This window comes from Mesorhizobium sp. MC2-1-1 (assembly GCF_057597255.1).
Map to the genome: position 1 here is coordinate 3771169 of NZ_CP195205.1, position 16332 is coordinate 3787500.

The window sequence follows — 16332 nt, forward strand, 5'->3', positions numbered from 1 at the left end:
GAATTGCGCACGCTTGCGCCGGTGACGGACGCACCGAAGACGTCCTCCCCGAAGCTCTCAATCGAACACCTCAGCGTCAAATTCGGGGAAGTCGTAGCCCTGAACGACGTTTCACTGCAGGTCAATGAGGGCGAGTTCGTATCGATCCTCGGAGCGTCGGGCTGCGGCAAGAGCACGCTGTTCAATGCCGTGTCAGGCCTCCTTCGGGCCACGTCCGGCAAGATCAAGCTCGATGGGCGGGACGTCAGCAACAGACCCGGCGAAGTCGGCTACATGCTGCAGAAGGATTTGATGCTGCCTTGGCGGACCGTAAGGGGCAACATCACGCTCGCCGCGTCCTTGACGCGCGGAGCGACCAAGGAGGACCAGGCCGAAGCCGAAGAGCTTGCGACCCGGTACGGCCTTGGTGAATTTCTCAACCATTATCCGCACGCTCTTTCGGGCGGCATGCGCCAGCGCGTGGCCATGATGCGAACCATTGCGGCCGGTCGTCAGGTAATGCTGCTCGACGAGCCGTTCGGCGCGCTGGATGCCCAGACGCAATTCAGCATGCAGCAGTGGTTGCTGCAGGTCTGGAAAGACCTTGGCCGGACCATCCTCTTCGTCACGCACGATGTCGACGAGGCGATCTTTCTTGCCGACCGCATCGTTGTCATGACACCGCGCCCGGGACGTATCGGGGAGGTCGTGCACGTCGACTTGCCGAGGCCGAGATCACTCGAGGACCTCACCACCGAGGCCTTTACTGCTCTGAAACGCCAAATCATGGCGCGCCTCTATCACGACGAACAAGCCGCAGGAGCGACGAAATGAAAGAACGAATTTCTCGCGGCCTGGCGCCCCTGATCCTTTGGGTCGCGGCATTGATATTGATCGTGGTCATCTGGCAACTGGTCATTGTCGTTTCCGGCCTGCCGCCATACGTGATCCCCTCCCCAGCGCAGGCCTTCGGCACGCTGACCGAGAAATGGCCGGAACTTAAGATCCTTACCGGCCAGACACTTTACGAAACAGCCATCGGCTATGTCGTAGGCGCGCTGGTCGGCTTTGTACTCGCCCTCGTCATGGGCCAGATCGGGTTCGTCCGTCGGCTTATTATGCCGGCGCTGATCGTCTCGCAGGCGGTGCCGATCGTGGCGGTCGCAGCCCCCCTGGTTATCGTCTTCGGCTTCGGCTTGACGCCCAAGCTGATCATCGTGGCCTGGATCGTGTTCTTTCCCGTTGTGGTCAACGTCCTGGACGGTCTCGCGAGCATCGATCGCGACATGATCAATCTCGCCAGGTTGATGGGAGGAAGCCCGTTGCGTGTGTTCCTCATCGTCAAGCTCCCAGCCTGCGTGGGACCACTGTTTTCGGGCCTGAAGATCGGAGCGACCTATGCGGTCACCGGCGCCGTCATCGGCGAATGGACGGCTTCCGCGAAGCAAGGGCTTGGCACCTTTCTGCTCAGCTCGAACGCAAGGATGGATACGGCCGGTGTCTATGCCGCAATGCTGTTGCTGACCGCTATCGGTGTCGGCTCATTCCTCATCGTTCTCGGCATGGAGATCGTCGCGACGCCGTGGCGAACACGATCGACCGCCCCGAAATGGCTCCGCTGATCTCGATCGAATTTTCAGAACTAGCTCCATCAACGCTAACAGAAGGGGAACAATAATGAGATCGACACTCTTGAAGGCCGTTGCACTGGCCACCGTGGTATCTGCGGTCCAGCTATCGCCAGCTGCGGCTGAAGACCTCACGCCTGTGCGCTTCGTTTTTAACTGGTCCAGCGCCGACCACGCCATTACGCCGGTCGCAGTCGGCATCGAGAAGGGTTTCTATAAGGACGAGGGCCTCAAGGTCGACGTGATCCTGCCACCCGACTCTCAAACCACCGCACGGCTGCTGTCCGTCGGGCAAGCCGACATTGGATTTGAAGCAACCACCGACGTCGTCTTCGGGGCCGAGCAAGGCCTGCCCATCGTCTCGGTAGGTGTTTACGCGCAACACAACAACTGGGGCCTGTTCGGCCGCCCTGGCGAGCCGGTCAAGCTCGAGGAGTTGAAGGGCAAGTCGATCGGGATCTTCACCGACTCCTGGACCAAGGCCATGATGCCTTTCGTCTACAAGGCAGGTGGCATTACCGAAAATGACGTCAAACTGATCATCGCGCAGGACAGTGACACACCACTGCTCCTGGCCGGGAAGATCGATATCGCCACCAACACGTCGAACTATCTCGTGCCCACCGTCCAGACCCAGTTGCGGAAGGATCCGACCGCCCTGGTCGGCAAGGAAGCCGGCGTGCCTGACATACCCATCTGGGCCTACACGGCCAGCACCGACTACCTGTCCAAGCATGGCGACATCGCGAAGAAGTGGATGAAGGCCACCGTCAAGGCGACACAATGGGCCGCCGAACACCCCGACGACGCCGCACAGATCGTGACCAAGGCTTATCCGGACAGCGGGACACTGGAATACAATACCCTTGGCTGGAAGGCTCTCGTTCCCATCTTGAGCGGCCCCGACGGCTACCTGGTTCAGAATGATCAGCACTGGTTGCCCCTGGCGCAGGCGCTCAAGGATACAGGTCAGCTGAAGGAGGTCCTTCCTTCGGACAAATATTATACGAACGAGCTTCTCAAATAGAGAACCTCGCAGTCAAAACGAGGTGGGCTGGATAGCCCCACCCACCTCGAGTGCCGCGCCACTCCTGCCATTCCAATTCATTCTGGACCGACGTCGCGCCGGCGCGACGTCGAGCTAGTCGCCCACCTTTCAACCACTTACACGGCACTGGATGACCTTGGTGATCCGGTGAGGAGACAACATGCCCAAACACCGCATCATTATCGACTGTGATCCCGGCGTTGATGACGCTGTAGCGATCCTGCTCGCATTCGCTTCTCCGGAGATCGAGGTTCTCGGCATAACGACGGTCGCCGGCAATGTTCCATTGGAATTCACCACGCGCAACGCATTGCGTGTTTGCGAACTCGCCGGCCGGACCGACATTCCGGTCTTTGCCGGATGCCGGCATGCCATGTTCCCCACGCCTGCCCGTACATCCTCGGCGCATGGCGATGACGGCCTCGGCGACGTTGGCGTTCTGGAGCCATCGCGCGAAAAACGAGCCGAACATGCCGTCGATTTCATCATCGAAACGGTTCTAAAATACCCGGGCGAGGTTACGTTGTGCGCCATCGGGCCGCTGACAAACGTTGCTGTGGCTTTGGTTAAGGAGCCGGCAATCGCCTCAAAGCTCAAACAGATCGTCTTCATGGGCGGAGCAGCGTTCTGCCCGGGAAACACCACGCCAGCAGCCGAGTTCAACATCTGGTTTGATCCGCATGCCGGGCAGATCGTCCTCAACTCGGGCGCGTCCCTGGTGATGTTCGGTCTCGACGTTACCAACAATGTTCTTGTCACGCCGGATCGCGTCGGTGTGCTGCAGAAGGGAAAATCCGCTATTGCGCGCCAGGCGGCATACATGATGCTCAACTATGGCGGCAAGGACCCTGCGCTCCACGATCCCTGCGTCACCGCCTTCTTGCTCGATCCTTCACTGTTCGATGGCGTTCGCGCCAAGGTCGCTATCGATTGCGCGTCCTGCCTCAATCGAGGTCGCACGGTCGCTGCTGTTTCGGACCGACACCGCGCGAACGCGCCCCCGAACTGCTTCGTGGTCACAAGCGCAGAAGACGTGAAATTGTTCGCCCTCCTGAACCAGCGTCTCCTCTCCCTATAGGTCCCAATCGCTCCGGCAAGAGAGTTGGCAAGATGATCGCTGTTCTAGGGTCAATCAATCTGGATTTCGTTGTCTCCGCGGCCCAGCTTCCTTCCGCGGGCCAGACGGTGTTGGGCACGACGTTCGAGACCTTCCCGGGGGGCAAAGGCGCCAATCAGGCGCTGGCAGCAAGGCGGGCCGGATCGGACGTCCTCTTCCTCGGCAAAGTCGGCGGAGACGAACACAGCGGCGCAGCTTCCTCGAAAAAGCGGGAGTGGATCTGACGTTGTTGAGAAGATCCTCGTTGCCCACCGGTGTAGCTTCGATTTTCGTGGGCGAGAACGGCGAGAACATGATCGTCGTCATCCCCGGCGCGAACACGACTGTCGGGCAAGACACGATCGACGATGCCATAAACAAGCTTGGTCTGGGTGATTATTTGGTTGTCCAGATGGAAATCCCCGGCGAAACCGTGCTTGGTGCCCTTGTCGCGGCAAATACCGCCGGCGTGAAAACGTTGCTGAACACAGCGCCATTTACCGCCGCAGCGGCCGAGGCGGCATTGCTTGCCGACATCGTCATCATGAACGAAACCGAGTTGGAAGCGTTCGCCATGGCGATCGGTCATCCAGGAACCAATCCGGCGGCCTTCTTCGCGCAAGTTCGACGGAAGGAAGACCAGATTTTCGTGGTGACACGGGGCAAAGGCGAGCGGCGCGATGATGCGGCGGAAGGTGAGCGCTTGCGACATGCCCGTCGCATAAGCCGCGTCGATCTCCCCGCGTGAGACAACCTGGTAGGCCCCGCGAAAGACTTCAGTGTGATAAGCGCCCGAAACGATGGCGATCGCTAGGGCGCCAGCGAAGAAGGCGGCGGTAGCGTTCTCCCTTTAGCACAGAGTTGGCCCACTGCTGCCCGTAGCAGCCACACCTTACGTTGCCCCCCAGGGAACTCTGCTGAGACGCTATCCGAATAGATCCGGCCTTGTCGCATTGAGGTGCTGGACGGTGCGTAGCACTTCGCGCAGATGCGCCGTCATGCGCTGTCCAGCCTGTTTCGGATCTCCGGCTTCGATGGCTTCGAAGATTGCAGCGTGCTGGGCAAGCAACGTTTCGAGATGACCATGATCGGGAAGGCTGAGATAGCGAACCCGGTCCATCTGCAGCTTGACCACCTGGATCACCCGCCAGCTCTTTGACAGGCCGGCCTCCTCGCAGAGGCTACGGTGGAAAGCCTCGTCGAGCTCGAGAAACTGCTCGCGATCGTCGCCGGCCACAGCCTGCTTCTGCATGGCGAGATTGGCCCTGACAGCGGCAAGAAAGCCGTTCGAGCCGTGGCCGGCCAAGCGCTGCACGACGGCTACCTCCAAGGCCTCGCGGATAAACTGGGCCTCCTCGACATCGCTCAACCTGATCGGCGCGACGAAGCTGCCTCGCTGCGGCAGGATGTCGATCAGACCTTCATCGGCCAAGCGGATCAGCGCCTCGCGCACCGGGGTTCGGCTAACACCGAGTTGCTTGGCGAGGTCCTGCTCACTCAAGGCCTCTGACGGCAGCATGACCAGCGTGGTGACGGCACGGCGCAGGCGCTCATAGATCTGCGGCGAGATCGGCAAGCGGGTGTTGACCGGCTCCAGCACTCGCGACGTATCGCGTTGGCCGGCTCCCCTGCCGCGGCCGGGTGAAAGCCTCGTCTCCGGAAGCTTGCTCTGCATACCAAATCCTGCCGCCGATCCGGCGTTTGCCTTGGCTCAGGTCATGACACTGCGCGCGCCGCAACTCAAGCGCCAAAAGCCTGCTTCATCCACAATTGACATACTACCATGGTAGTGTGTATGACACTGCCGGCTGATGGGTGAGGAGCCGGCATGAAGATCACGGACATCAGGGCGACCACAGTCACCGTGCCGCTGGAGGCGGCGCTCCGCCACAGCAACGGCACGCATTGGGGCCGTTTCGTGCGCACCGTGGTTGAGGTCGAGACCGATGAAGGAATCACCGGGCTCGGCGAGATGGGCGGCGGCGGCGCCAGCGCGGAAGCGGCCTTCACCGGGCTGACATCCTACCTCGTCGGCCACGATCCGTTCGATCTCAACCGGATGCGCTACGCGATCTGCAATCCGACGGCCTCGCTCTACAACAACCGCACCCAGCTGCATGCGGCGCTCGAATTCGCCTGCCTAGACATCATCGGCAAGAAGCTCGGCGTGCCGGTCTACCAGCTGCTCGGCGGCAAGGTGCGCGACAGCGTCGGCTTCGCCTCCTACCTGTTCTTCCGTTACGCCGACCGGCGCAGCGGCAAGGGCGAGGTGCGAACGATCGAGCAGTTGCTCGACCATGCCCGCGCGCTGAAGGCCGAGCACGGCTTTCGTGCTCACAAGCTCAAGGCCGGTGTATTCCATCCGGACTACGAGCTCGAATGCTTTCAGGCGCTGGCGGCCGAATTCCCCGGCGACACGTTGCGCTACGATCCGAACGCGGCACTCTCGGTCGAGCAGGCGCTGCGCTTCGGCTTGGCCATTTCCGACCTCAACAACGACTATTTCGAGGACCCGACCTGGGGACTAGCCGGAATGCGGCGGCTGCGCGAGAAACTCTCCATCCCGCTTGCCACCAACACAATCGTGATCGACTTCGAGCAGCTCGCCACCAATGTGCGCGACCCGGCGGTCGACGTGATCCTGCTCGACACCACCTTCTGGGGCGGCATCCGCGCCTGCGTGCGCGCCGCGCAGACCTGCGACACGTTCGGCCTCGGCATCGCCGTGCATTCGTCAGGCGAGCTCGGCATCCAGCTTGCCTCGATGCTGCATCTCGGCGCCGTGTTGCCTAACCTGGTCTTCACCGCTGACGCGCACTACCACCACCTGAGCGACGACATCATCGCCGGCGGCAAGATGCCTTACCGCGACGGCGCGATCGCAGTGCCGGACAAGCCAGGGCTCGGCGTCGAACTCGACCGCGACAAGCTCGAGACCTATGCCGAGCTGTACCGTTCGCTTGGCGGCTACGCCTATGACCGTGATCCCGGCCGCCCCGGCTGGTATCCGCTTTTGCCCAACACCGATTTCGCCGACCACAAGAACGCAACCGTGCCCGATCTCGGTCTCGGCTGACGATTTTGCCTCGTATGGGTCGGCGGGAGGACGCTATGACTATCAACCGGAGGAGAACGATAATGAAAAGGACCACACGCGCAGCCCTGTTCGCCGCAGCCATGCTCGGTTGCACCAGCCTTGCAGCGATCGGCGCCCGCGCCGATGACGGCATCGCCAAGGGCGACACGTCGGGCAAGAAGATCGCCTTCAGCAATTCCTATGCCGGCAATTCCTTCCGCCAGGTGATGATCAAGAGTTTTGAGGAGATGGGCGCCAAAGCCGCCGCCGACAAACTCGTCGCCTCGACCGCCGTCGTCAGCTCCAACAATTCGGTGACCGAGCAGGCAGCGCAGATCGAGAACATGATCCTGCAGGGCTATGACGCCATCATCGTGCTGGCCGGCTCCGATACCGCGCTCAACGGCGCCATCAAGGACGCCTGCAACGCCGGCATCACCGTCGTCGCCTTCGCAAGCGGCGTTACCGAACCTTGCGCCTATGTCGTCGACTACAATCTCGATTCCTACGCCAAGGCCGAGCTTGACTTCATCGCCAGCAAGCTCGGCGACAAGCCGGCTAACATCCTTGAAATCCGCGGCATGGCCGGCGACGGTTTCGACAAGCGTTTGCATGAAGGCGTGGTGAAGGCGCTGAAGGATCATCCGAGCTACAAGAGTGTCGGCGAGGTCTACGGCCAATGGACGGCGACCGTGGCGCAGAAGGAAGTTGCAGGCATCCTGCCGTCGCTGCCGCAGGTCGACGCGGTGCTGACGCAGGGCGGCGACGGCTACGGCGCGGCGCAGGCCTTCAAGGCCGCCAGCCGGCCGCTGCCGATCATCATCATGGGCAACCGCCAGGATGAGCTGGCGCTGTGGAAGCAGGAACACGATGCCAGCGGCTACCAGACCTTCTCGCTGGGCGCGACGCCAAGCGTCTCGCAGGTCGCCTTCTGGGTGGCGCAGCAGATCCTGGCCGGCAAGAAGGTGCCCAAATTCGTCGAGGTGCCGCTGTTGCAAATCAACCAGCCCGATCTCGATGCATGGCTGAAGACGGTGCCGGAAGGCGGCGTCGTCAATGCCGAATACCCGCAGGAACTGGTCGCCAAGATCATCGACGCCAACATCAAGAAGGAGCCGCTGCCGGGCGTACCGGCGCCGAAGTGACCGGAGCATGACCATCACGCCGCCCGAAGCCGACAGCGCCAACGATACCGCCCTCATCGAGGTGCGGGATGTGCGCAAGCACTACGGCGCCGTCAACGCGCTGGGTGGCGTGGATTTTCACCTCAGGGCCGGCGAGGTCGTCGGCCTCGTCGGCCACAATGGCGCCGGCAAATCGACGCTAATGAACGTGCTCGCCGGGACGGTCGAGCGCAGCAGCGGCGGCTTTCGCCTCGCCGGCACCGACATCGGCGCCTGGAGCGCGGCGGCGGCCCGACAGGCCGGGCTGCGCTGCGTCTTCCAGGAATTGTCGCTCTGCGCCAATCTGACGGCGGCCGAGAACGCCCGCATCGTGCACAGACCGCTGCGTGGACCAGGCTGGCGCCGCAAGGCGCGCGCCGTCATCGGCCCGGTGCTGGACGAGGTCTTTCCCGGCCACGGCATCGACCTCGACCGCAAGATCGCCGAGCTTTCGATCGGCGAGCGGCAGATGGTCGAGATCGCGCGCGCCTTCGCCGAGACCGATATCAGGCTGCGGCTGGTGATCCTCGACGAACCGACCTCGGCGCTAGGCCATGAGGCGGCGGAGCAGTTGCTCGCCTATATCCGCCGCGCGGCACAGCGCGGCATCGCGCTGATCCTGATCACCCATCGGCTCAACGAAATACTCGCGGTCTCGGACCGCGCGGTCGTGATGGTCGACGGCAAGGTGGTGGCCGACCGGCCGGCCAGCGGCCTTTCGCGCGCGGCTCTGGTCGAATTGATGGGCAGCATCGAGCGGCCGCGCGAACGCGGCGAAGCCAAGATGGCAGTGGCGGGATCGCCGGTGATCCGGCATCAAGGTCGCGACGCTGCCGACCTAGCGATCGAGGTCGGCAAGGGCGAGATCGTCGGCTTTGCCGGGCTCGACGGCCATGGCCAGCGCCAGCGGCTGCGGGAAATGTTCTTCGCCGCGCGCCGGGACCGGACAGCACCCGCCGGCGCCTATGTCGCCGGCGACCGCGGCTCGGAAGGCGTGTTCTCGCTATGGTCGATCGCCGACAATCTAACGATCCGCAGCCTCAACGCCCTGAAGCGCGGCGGCATGATTTCCTCCGACGCGGCGCGCAAGCTCGCCGAAACCTGGTCGGCGAAGCTCAAGGTCAAGGCGCCGTCGATTGACACGCCGATCCTGTCGCTTTCCGGCGGCAACCAGCAGAAAGTGCTGTTCGCGCGGGCCTTGGCGTCGGACGCAAAGGTGGTCTTTCTCGACGACCCGATGCGCGGTGTCGATGTTGGCACCAAGCAGGAGGTCTACCGGCTAATCCGCGCCGAGGCCGAGAACGGCCGTTCCTTCGTCTGGTACACGACCGAGCTGGAAGAGCTCACCAATTGCGAGCGCATCTATGTCTTCCGCGAGGGCCGCGCGGCCACAAGGCTGGAGGGCGACGCCATCGACACCGGCCGCATCCTGCGGGCCTCATTCGGGGGCGAGCATGGCTGAGGCCGCGACACGCCGCCCCGGCGCCGTGCCCCAGGCACGCGCAAGCATGCTGCTCAACGCGTTGCAGGTCGGCCTGCCGGCGATCGCGCTTTTGGCGATGCTTGCCGTCATCTTCTGGATCCGCCCAGCGGCGATGAGCTATTTCGGCTTCAACCTTCTGTTTAAGCTGTCGGTGCCGCTGGTGCTGGCAGCGCTGGCGCAGATGATGGTGATCGTGCTGGGCGACATCGATCTGTCGAACGGCGCCTTTGTCGGCCTCGTCACCTGCATCACCGCGCTCTACCTTAACGATTGGCCGGCGCTGACGGTGCTTGCCTATCTGGCGGCGATCACCGCCTATGCCGGTTTCGGCCTGCTCATTCATCTGAGGCAACTGCCGTCGATCATCGTCACGCTCGGCATGTCGTTCATCTGGCTGGGCATCGCCGTGATCCTTTTGCCGGCGCCTGGCGGCCTGGCGCCAGCCTGGCTCTCGGGCTTCATGAGCTGGCAGCCGCCGCTGATGCCGCTGCCGCTGTGGCTGGCGTTGATCGCGGCGGCGATCGGGCATCTCGTCATCACGCGCTCGTCCTACGGCGCGGTGCTACGCGGCGCCGGGGGCAATCCGCGCGCGGTTGAGCGCGCCGGCTGGTCGATCACCTTCATCCGCGTCGCCGTCTATGCTGCGGCCGGCCTGCTTGCCTGCCTCGCCGGGCTGACGCTGACGGGGCTGACCACATCGGGCGACGCCAATGTCGCGCCGGCCTACACGCTGCTCGGCGTCGGCGCGGTGATCCTCGGCGGCGGGGCCTTCACCGGCGGCGTCGTCTCTCCGGTCGGCACGGTGATCGGCGCATTGACGCTGTCGCTCGCCGGCTCGCTTCTTGCCTTCCTGCAGGTGCCTCCGACCTGGCAGATCGGCGCGCAAGGGGTGATCCTGTTCCTGGTGCTGGCCGGACGCGTGCTGCTTGCGGAGCGCGCCCGATGACTGGCCGCCTCAGCCTTGCGCCCTGGACCTACGGCTTCATCGTTGCTTTCGCCATGTGGGTGGCGACGACCGCCTATTCGGGTTTCGGCAGCGCCGGTGCGACGCTTGCCGGGGCGCTCGCCTTCGGCGCCTTCAGCGTCGTCGTCGGCACGGGACAGATGCTGGTCGTTGCCTCCGGCCCCGGCAATATCGACCTGTCGGTGCCGTCGGTGCTGACCCTGGCCGCCTATGTGTCGATGACGGTGATGCAGGGCGCCGACGGCATGCTGTTGCTAGGCCTCACCGCGGCGCTGGCCGTCGGCGCCGCGGCGGGCGCCGCCAATTACGCTGCCATCGCGGCGCTGCGGCTGCCGCCGATCATCGCCACGCTCGCCTGGAGTTTCGTCTTCCAGTCGCTGGCCTTCAATCTCGGCGGCCAGGCGACGCTGAAGCCGCCGGCCGCCCTTTCCCGTTTCACGGCGATGAACATAGCCGGCGTACAGGTGATGCCGGTGGCGGTCATGGCGCTGACTTTGCTAGCGATGCTGATGCTGAAGCGCAGCGTCTGGGGCAGGCAATTGCTCGCCACCGGCCAGAGCGAAGCGGCGGCGCGGCTTGCCGGTATCGAGGCCTCCCGCGTGCGGCTCATCGCCTATGTGCTGTGCGGCATGGCGGCGGCGTTTGCCGGCTTTCTGCTCGCCGGCTTCAGCGGCGGCGCTGCGCTCAACATGGGCGACGCCTATCTGCTGGAATCGATCGCCGTCGTCGTGCTCGGCGGCACCAGCGTGGCCGGTGGACAGGCCAATGCTTTGGGCATATGGGGAGCGGCATTGTTCTTCAATCTGATGTCCACCATGCTCAACACGTTCGGCATCCAGGCAGGCGTGCGCTTCCTTCTGACTGGCGCGCTGATCATACTGATCGTGGCGCTGGTGCCGAGGCCGCGCGCAAGATGAGCGACACGCTTTCCAAGCTGTTCGACACCAAGGCGGTAACCTTCGTCGATCTCACGCATCCTATGAAAGGCGGCATGCCGGTGTGGCCGACGCATCCGCATTATTGCCAGGAAATGGTCGAGAGTTGGGACCGCGGCGATCCCGCCTGCAACCACGCGCTGACGATGAGCGAGCATACAGGCACGCATTTCGATGCGCCGATCCACTTCATCCGCGGCGGCGCGACGATCGCCGACATCCCGGTCGAGCGCTTCTTCGGCCGCATGGCCAGGATCGACGCGCGCGACTGCGGGCCAAGGCAAGCAGTGGACCCGGAACGCATCCTCGCCTTCGAGGTCGAGCATGGCGCCATTCAGCCCGGCGACGCGGTGTTCTTCCATTTCGGCTGGGACCGATTCTGGGATGATCCGGCCGACCATGCTTCCTTCCTCGCCGACTGGCCCGGCCTGTCGCGGAAGGCCTGCGAATTGCTGATCGATCGCGGCGCGCGCATCGTCGGCACCGACTGCCTGTCGGTCGACTGCTTCGGCACCGAGGATTTTCCCGCGCATAACGCGCTGCTTTCGACCGGCATCCTGATCGGCGAGAATCTCGCCCGGCTCGGCGCACTGCCGCCCTTCTCGTTCCTGATCACCCTGCCGCTGCCAATCGAGAACGGCACGGGATCGCCACTCAGAGCGGTGGCGCTGGTCGAAAGATCGTAGATCAGGAAAACTGCAGTTGCACCTTCAGCGTGCGCTGCGGTTCCTTCTCGATCAGCTCGAAAGCGGCATGCGCGTCCTGCGCCAGAAAGACCTGTGTGATCATGCCTTGCGGGTCGAGGTGCTTTTCGGCCAGCCATTCGACGACGCGCGGCAAGAGCCGCCGGTTCAGCCGCGAGCCGACGACCGTCAGTTCCTTGCGCACAACCTCCTGCTGGCTGAGATTGGACGGCGCATCGGAGAAGCCGAGCAGGCCGATGCGCCCGGCCGGGCTCGCCACGCGGCAGGCCTCGTCGAGAAGTGCGGGAATGCCGGCGCCGTCGATGACCAAAGTCGGGCCAAGACCGTCATTTTCGCCGCGCACCGCGGCCGGCACCTTCTGGCGCGCCGAGTGGATGACCCGATCGGCACCGAAGCGGGTCGCCCGCTGCAGACGCGCCTCGTCGATATCGGCGACGATGCAGCGCGCGCCGTAGAGCTTTGCGACCTGCAGCACGGTGACGCCGACGGTGCCGGCGCCATAGATCAGCACGGTATCCTCCGGACCGCATCCCGTGCGGTCGAGCACGTTGGCGGCGATGGAGAACGGTTCGGCCAACGCCGCCAGCCCGAACGGCATGTCGGCCGGCACCGGCACGGCGTTTCGCGCCGGCACCGCGACATGGTCGCGAAAGCCGCCGTCGCGATGGACACCCATCACCTCGAGATTGGCGCAGACATTGGAGCGGCCGATCCGGCAGGGATAGCAATGGCCGCAGGACACGACGGGATCGACCACCACATGGTCGCCAATGGCGAGACCGCTGACGCCCTCGCCTAGCGCCGTCACTGTGCCTGCGAACTCATGCCCGATGATGCGCGGATATACGGCAAACGGGTTCGAACCATGCAGAATGTGGATGTCGGAGCCGCAGATGCCGGCTTGAGCGACTCGAATGACGACATCTCCCGCACGAGGCTCGGGCTTTGATCCCTGGCGGACCTGCAAGTCCCATGGTGCATGGACAATGAGTTCGATCACGTGGCGTCTCTGACTTGTATACTAGTCGACAATTGCTCATCGCCGACTAAGCGTCAAGCGTTCGGCGCTGAGCGCGCTACATGAGCCCCTCGGTTCATTGAAAAGGCAGACTGAACGTCCATCCAAGGATCAAGGTACTCTGATCGGGAGTGCCGCGCGTCGGGGCCGGCGGGGAACGCAGGCGTGCTTTCCAGACGCAAGAACCGCCCTGGCTGGACCGGGGCGGTTCATGATTTACGTTTGAACTGGTTGCGGGGACAGGATTTGAACCTGTGACCTTCAGGTTATGAGCCTGACGAGCTACCGGGCTGCTCCACCCCGCGTCGAGATTGAGGTAAGTTTTTTCTTACCGTATTGGTTAGGCATCCAAATGAAAGGGGCGCTTATGCGGCCCGGCATTCCGTTTGGCGGGCCTTATCGTAGAGAGAGGATTTTTGGTGAACGTGCGTTTTGCAGACCTGGCAGCGACCTACTCTCCCGCGTCTTGAGACGAAGTACCATCAGCGCTGGAGCGTTTCACGGCCGAGTTCGGAATGGGATCGGGTGCAGCCGCTCCGCCATAACCACCAGGTCGGCAAAACGCACGTTCAAATCGAGAAGCTGTTCCAAGCGCGATCCATGGGATCGTCGCAGCGCGATCCATGGGATCGTCGTTTTTGTGCCTTTTTCTGGCCTGGCGCCCTTCGAAGCGAAGCTTCGCAAGGTCGACCGACCGTCGGCGCTGATGCGCCGCACCCACGTAGCGCCGCCCGAAGGGCGGAACAAGCGTGAGTGAGAACAAGATGGATATAAGTAATGAGAACGATCAAGCCTATCGAACTATTAGTACCGGTAAGCTTCAAGCGTTGCCGCTCTTCCACACCCGGCCTATCAACGTGGTCGTCTTCCACGGTTCTCAGGGAATACTCGTTTCAAGGTGGGTTTCCCGCTTAGATGCCTTCAGCGGTTATCCCGTCCGGATATAGCTACCCTGCGATGCGGCTGGCGCCACAACAGGTCCACCAGAGATCCGTCCATCCCGGTCCTCTCGTACTAGGGACAGATCCTTTCAATATTCCTACACCCACGGCAGATAGGGACCGAACTGTCTCACGACGTTCTGAACCCAACTCACGTACCGCTTTAAATGGCGAACAGCCATACCCTTGGGACCTGCTCCAGCCCCAGGATGCGATGAGTCGACATCGAGGTGCCAAACAACCCCGTCGATATGGACTCTTGGGGGTCATCAGCCTGTTATCCCCGGCGTACCTTTTATCCGTTGAGCGATGGCCCTTCCACGCGGGACCACCGGATCACTATGACCGACTTTCGTCTCTGCTCGACTTGTCAGTCTCGCAGTCAGGCAGGCTTATGCCATTGCACTCAGCGAACGATTTCCGACCGTTCTGAGCCCACCATCGCGCGCCTCCGTTACTCTTTAGGAGGCGACCGCCCCAGTCAAACTACCCACCATACATTGTCCCGGACCCGGATAACGGGCCGCGGTTAGACATCCATAGTAATAAGGGTGGTATTTCAAGGGTGGCTCCACCTGAGCTGGCGCCCAGGCTTCAAAGCCTACCACCTATCCTACACATGCCACTACGAATGCCAATGTAAAGCTATAGTAAAGGTGCACGGGGTCTTTCCGTCTAACCGCAGGAACCCCGCATCTTCACGGGGAATTCAATTTCACTGAGTCTATGCTGGAGACAGCGGGGAAGTCGTTACGCCATTCGTGCAGGTCGGAACTTACCCGACAAGGAATTTCGCTACCTTAGGACCGTTATAGTTACGGCCGCCGTTTACTGGGGCTTCGATTCAGAGCTTGCACCCCTCCTCTTAACCTTCCAGCACCGGGCAGGCGTCAGACCCTATACGTCGCCTTGCGGCTTCGCAGAGCCCTGTGTTTTTGATAAACAGTCGCTACCCCCTGGTCTGTGCCACCCTCCCCTGCTTGCGCAGAAAAGGGTCACGCTTCTTCCGAAGTTACGCGTGCAATTTGCCGAGTTCCTTCAGCATAGTTCTCTCAAGCGCCTTGGTATACTCTACCTGACCACCAGTGTCGGTTTCGGGTACGGTCTATAAGGAGGAGCTATTTCCTGGAACCACTCCGCTGCCCGTTCAATCCGATAAGATTGGACAACTTGTGTGATCCGTCACTACCTCCAGGCCCACGAATATTAACGTGGTTCCCATCGACTACGCGTTTCCGCCTCGTCTTAGGGGCCGGCTAACCCTGCTCAGATTAACTTTAAGCAGGAACCCTTGGTCTTTCGGCGGGGGAGTCTCTCACTCCCCTTACGTTACTCATGTCAGCATTCGCACTTCTGATACCTCCACCGCCCCTCACGGGTACGGCTTCATCAGCTTACAGAACGCTCCGCTACCGCTCGTGATTGCTCACGAACCCTAAGCTTCGGTGTATGGCTTTAGCCCCGTTACATTTTCGGCGCAAAGACCCTTATTTAGACCAGTGAGCTGTTACGCTTTCTTTAAATGATGGCTGCTTCTAAGCCAACATCCTGGTTGTTTTGGGATCCTCACATCCTTTCCCACTTAGCCATAACTTGGGGACCTTAGCTGTAGGTCAGGGTTGTTTCCCTTTTCACGACGGACGTTAGCACCCGCCGTGTGTCTGCCGACTAGTACTCCTGGGTATTCAGAGTTTGCTTAGGTTTGGTAATCCGGTGAGGACCCCTAGCCCATGCAGTGCTTTACCCCCCAGGGTATTCGGTCGACGCTCTACCTAAATAGATTTCGCGGAGAACCAGCTATTTCCGAGTTTGATTGGCCTTTCACCCCTAGCCACAAGTCATCCCGAACTATTGCAACAGTTATGGGTTCGGTCCTCCAGTAAGTGTTACCTTACCTTCAACCTGCTCATGGCTAGATCACTCGGTTTCGGGTCTAATGCGACGAACTGAACGCCCTGTTCAGACTCGCTTTCGCTGCGCCTACACCTACCGGTTTAAGCTTGCTCGTCACACTAAGTCGCTGACCCATTATACAAAAGGTACGTGGTCACCCTTGCGGGCTCCCACTGTTTGTAGGCAATCGGTTTCAGGTACTCTTTCACTCCCCTTGTCGGGGTGCTTTTCACCTTTCCCTCACGGTACTAGTTCGCTATCGGTCATGCACGAGTACTTAGGCTTGGAAGGTGGTCCTCCCAATTTCAGACAGGATTTCACGTGTCCCGCCTTACTCGAGGACGATTGATCGCATTACGCGTACGGGGCTGTCACCCGCTATGGCCCTACTTTCCAGAAGGTTC

General features: G+C 61.9%; 14 protein-coding genes, 1 tRNA gene and 2 rRNA genes (1 of these 17 only partly in view). 12 read left to right on the plus strand and 5 right to left on the minus strand.

All coding sequences use genetic code 11. The features are described 5' to 3' along the window. Positions 1-3: 3 nt before the first annotated feature. The 6 genes from ACR64R_RS18635 (at position 4) to ACR64R_RS18660 (ending at position 4499) form a co-directional block, all read left to right on the plus strand. On the plus strand, positions 4-813 hold the full coding sequence (locus ACR64R_RS18635) for an ABC transporter ATP-binding protein (RefSeq protein ID WP_487357778.1): 810 nt from the start codon (positions 4-6) through the stop codon (positions 811-813). Next, a complete protein-coding gene (locus ACR64R_RS18640) occupies positions 810-1601 on the plus strand; it encodes an ABC transporter permease (RefSeq protein WP_487357779.1) in 792 nt (263 codons plus the stop codon). The genes ACR64R_RS18635 and ACR64R_RS18640 overlap by 4 nt, the downstream gene beginning before the upstream one ends. Before the next feature lie 55 nt (positions 1602-1656). Next, positions 1657-2634, plus strand: coding sequence for an ABC transporter substrate-binding protein (locus ACR64R_RS18645; protein WP_487357780.1), 978 nt, complete (start codon positions 1657-1659; stop codon positions 2632-2634). A 181-nt stretch (positions 2635-2815) separates the two neighbouring features. Continuing rightward, positions 2816-3733 carry a nucleoside hydrolase gene (locus ACR64R_RS18650; RefSeq protein WP_487357781.1) on the plus strand — a complete coding sequence of 306 codons (918 nt, stop codon included), beginning with the start codon at positions 2816-2818 and terminating at the stop codon, positions 3731-3733. Positions 3734-3765: 32 nt separating this feature from the next. Then, positions 3766-3996, plus strand: coding sequence for a PfkB family carbohydrate kinase (locus tag ACR64R_RS18655; protein ID WP_487357782.1), 231 nt, complete (start codon positions 3766-3768; stop codon positions 3994-3996). A 20-nt stretch (positions 3997-4016) separates the two neighbouring features. Continuing rightward, entirely contained in the window at positions 4017-4499 is a 483-nt protein-coding gene (locus ACR64R_RS18660) for a PfkB family carbohydrate kinase (RefSeq protein WP_487357783.1), read from the plus strand. 177 nt (positions 4500-4676) lie between these two features. Here the strand turns inward: ACR64R_RS18660 and ACR64R_RS18665 are convergent, their stop codons facing one another. Then, the gene (locus ACR64R_RS18665; protein ID WP_487357784.1) at positions 4677-5426 is read right to left on the minus strand and encodes a GntR family transcriptional regulator; all 750 of its coding nucleotides are present in this window, start codon (positions 5424-5426) and stop codon (positions 4677-4679) included. Between the two features lie 153 nt (positions 5427-5579). Here ACR64R_RS18665 and ACR64R_RS18670 point away from each other — a divergent pair, with 153 nt between their 5' ends. The 6 genes from ACR64R_RS18670 to ACR64R_RS18695 all read left to right on the plus strand — a co-directional run bounded on the left by ACR64R_RS18670 (position 5580) and on the right by ACR64R_RS18695 (position 12058). Further along, entirely contained in the window at positions 5580-6827 is a 1248-nt protein-coding gene (locus ACR64R_RS18670) for an enolase C-terminal domain-like protein (protein WP_487357785.1), read from the plus strand. 62 nt (positions 6828-6889) lie between these two features. Beyond that, the gene (locus ACR64R_RS18675; protein ID WP_487357786.1) at positions 6890-7972 is read left to right on the plus strand and encodes a substrate-binding domain-containing protein; all 1083 of its coding nucleotides are present in this window, start codon (positions 6890-6892) and stop codon (positions 7970-7972) included. A 7-nt stretch (positions 7973-7979) separates the two neighbouring features. Beyond that, a complete protein-coding gene (locus ACR64R_RS18680) occupies positions 7980-9452 on the plus strand; it encodes a sugar ABC transporter ATP-binding protein (protein WP_487357787.1) in 1473 nt (490 codons plus the stop codon). A gap of 46 nt (positions 9453-9498) precedes the next feature. Continuing rightward, complete coding sequence (locus ACR64R_RS18685) at positions 9499-10419, plus strand: ABC transporter permease (RefSeq protein WP_487362486.1); 921 nt, start codon at positions 9499-9501, stop codon at positions 10417-10419. After that, on the plus strand, positions 10416-11354 hold the full coding sequence (locus ACR64R_RS18690; protein ID WP_487357788.1) for an ABC transporter permease: 939 nt from the start codon (positions 10416-10418) through the stop codon (positions 11352-11354). The genes ACR64R_RS18685 and ACR64R_RS18690 overlap by 4 nt, the downstream gene beginning before the upstream one ends. Beyond that, a complete protein-coding gene (locus ACR64R_RS18695; RefSeq protein ID WP_487357789.1) occupies positions 11351-12058 on the plus strand; it encodes a cyclase family protein in 708 nt (235 codons plus the stop codon). Before ACR64R_RS18690 ends, ACR64R_RS18695 begins: the two co-directional genes overlap by 4 nt. Position 12059: 1 nt before the next feature. Here ACR64R_RS18695 and ACR64R_RS18700 read toward each other — a convergent pair whose 3' ends face one another. From ACR64R_RS18700 to ACR64R_RS18715, 4 genes are all read right to left on the minus strand, one after another. Then, positions 12060-13076, minus strand: coding sequence for a Zn-dependent oxidoreductase (locus tag ACR64R_RS18700; protein WP_487357790.1), 1017 nt, complete (start codon positions 13074-13076; stop codon positions 12060-12062). 246 nt (positions 13077-13322) lie between these two features. Further along, positions 13323-13399 (minus strand) — tRNA-Met (locus ACR64R_RS18705). A gap of 133 nt (positions 13400-13532) precedes the next feature. Continuing rightward, a 5S ribosomal RNA gene (gene rrf, locus ACR64R_RS18710) occupies positions 13533-13647 on the minus strand. A gap of 230 nt (positions 13648-13877) precedes the next feature. Further along, a 23S ribosomal RNA gene (locus ACR64R_RS18715) occupies positions 13878-16332 on the minus strand (it continues 345 nt past the right edge of the window).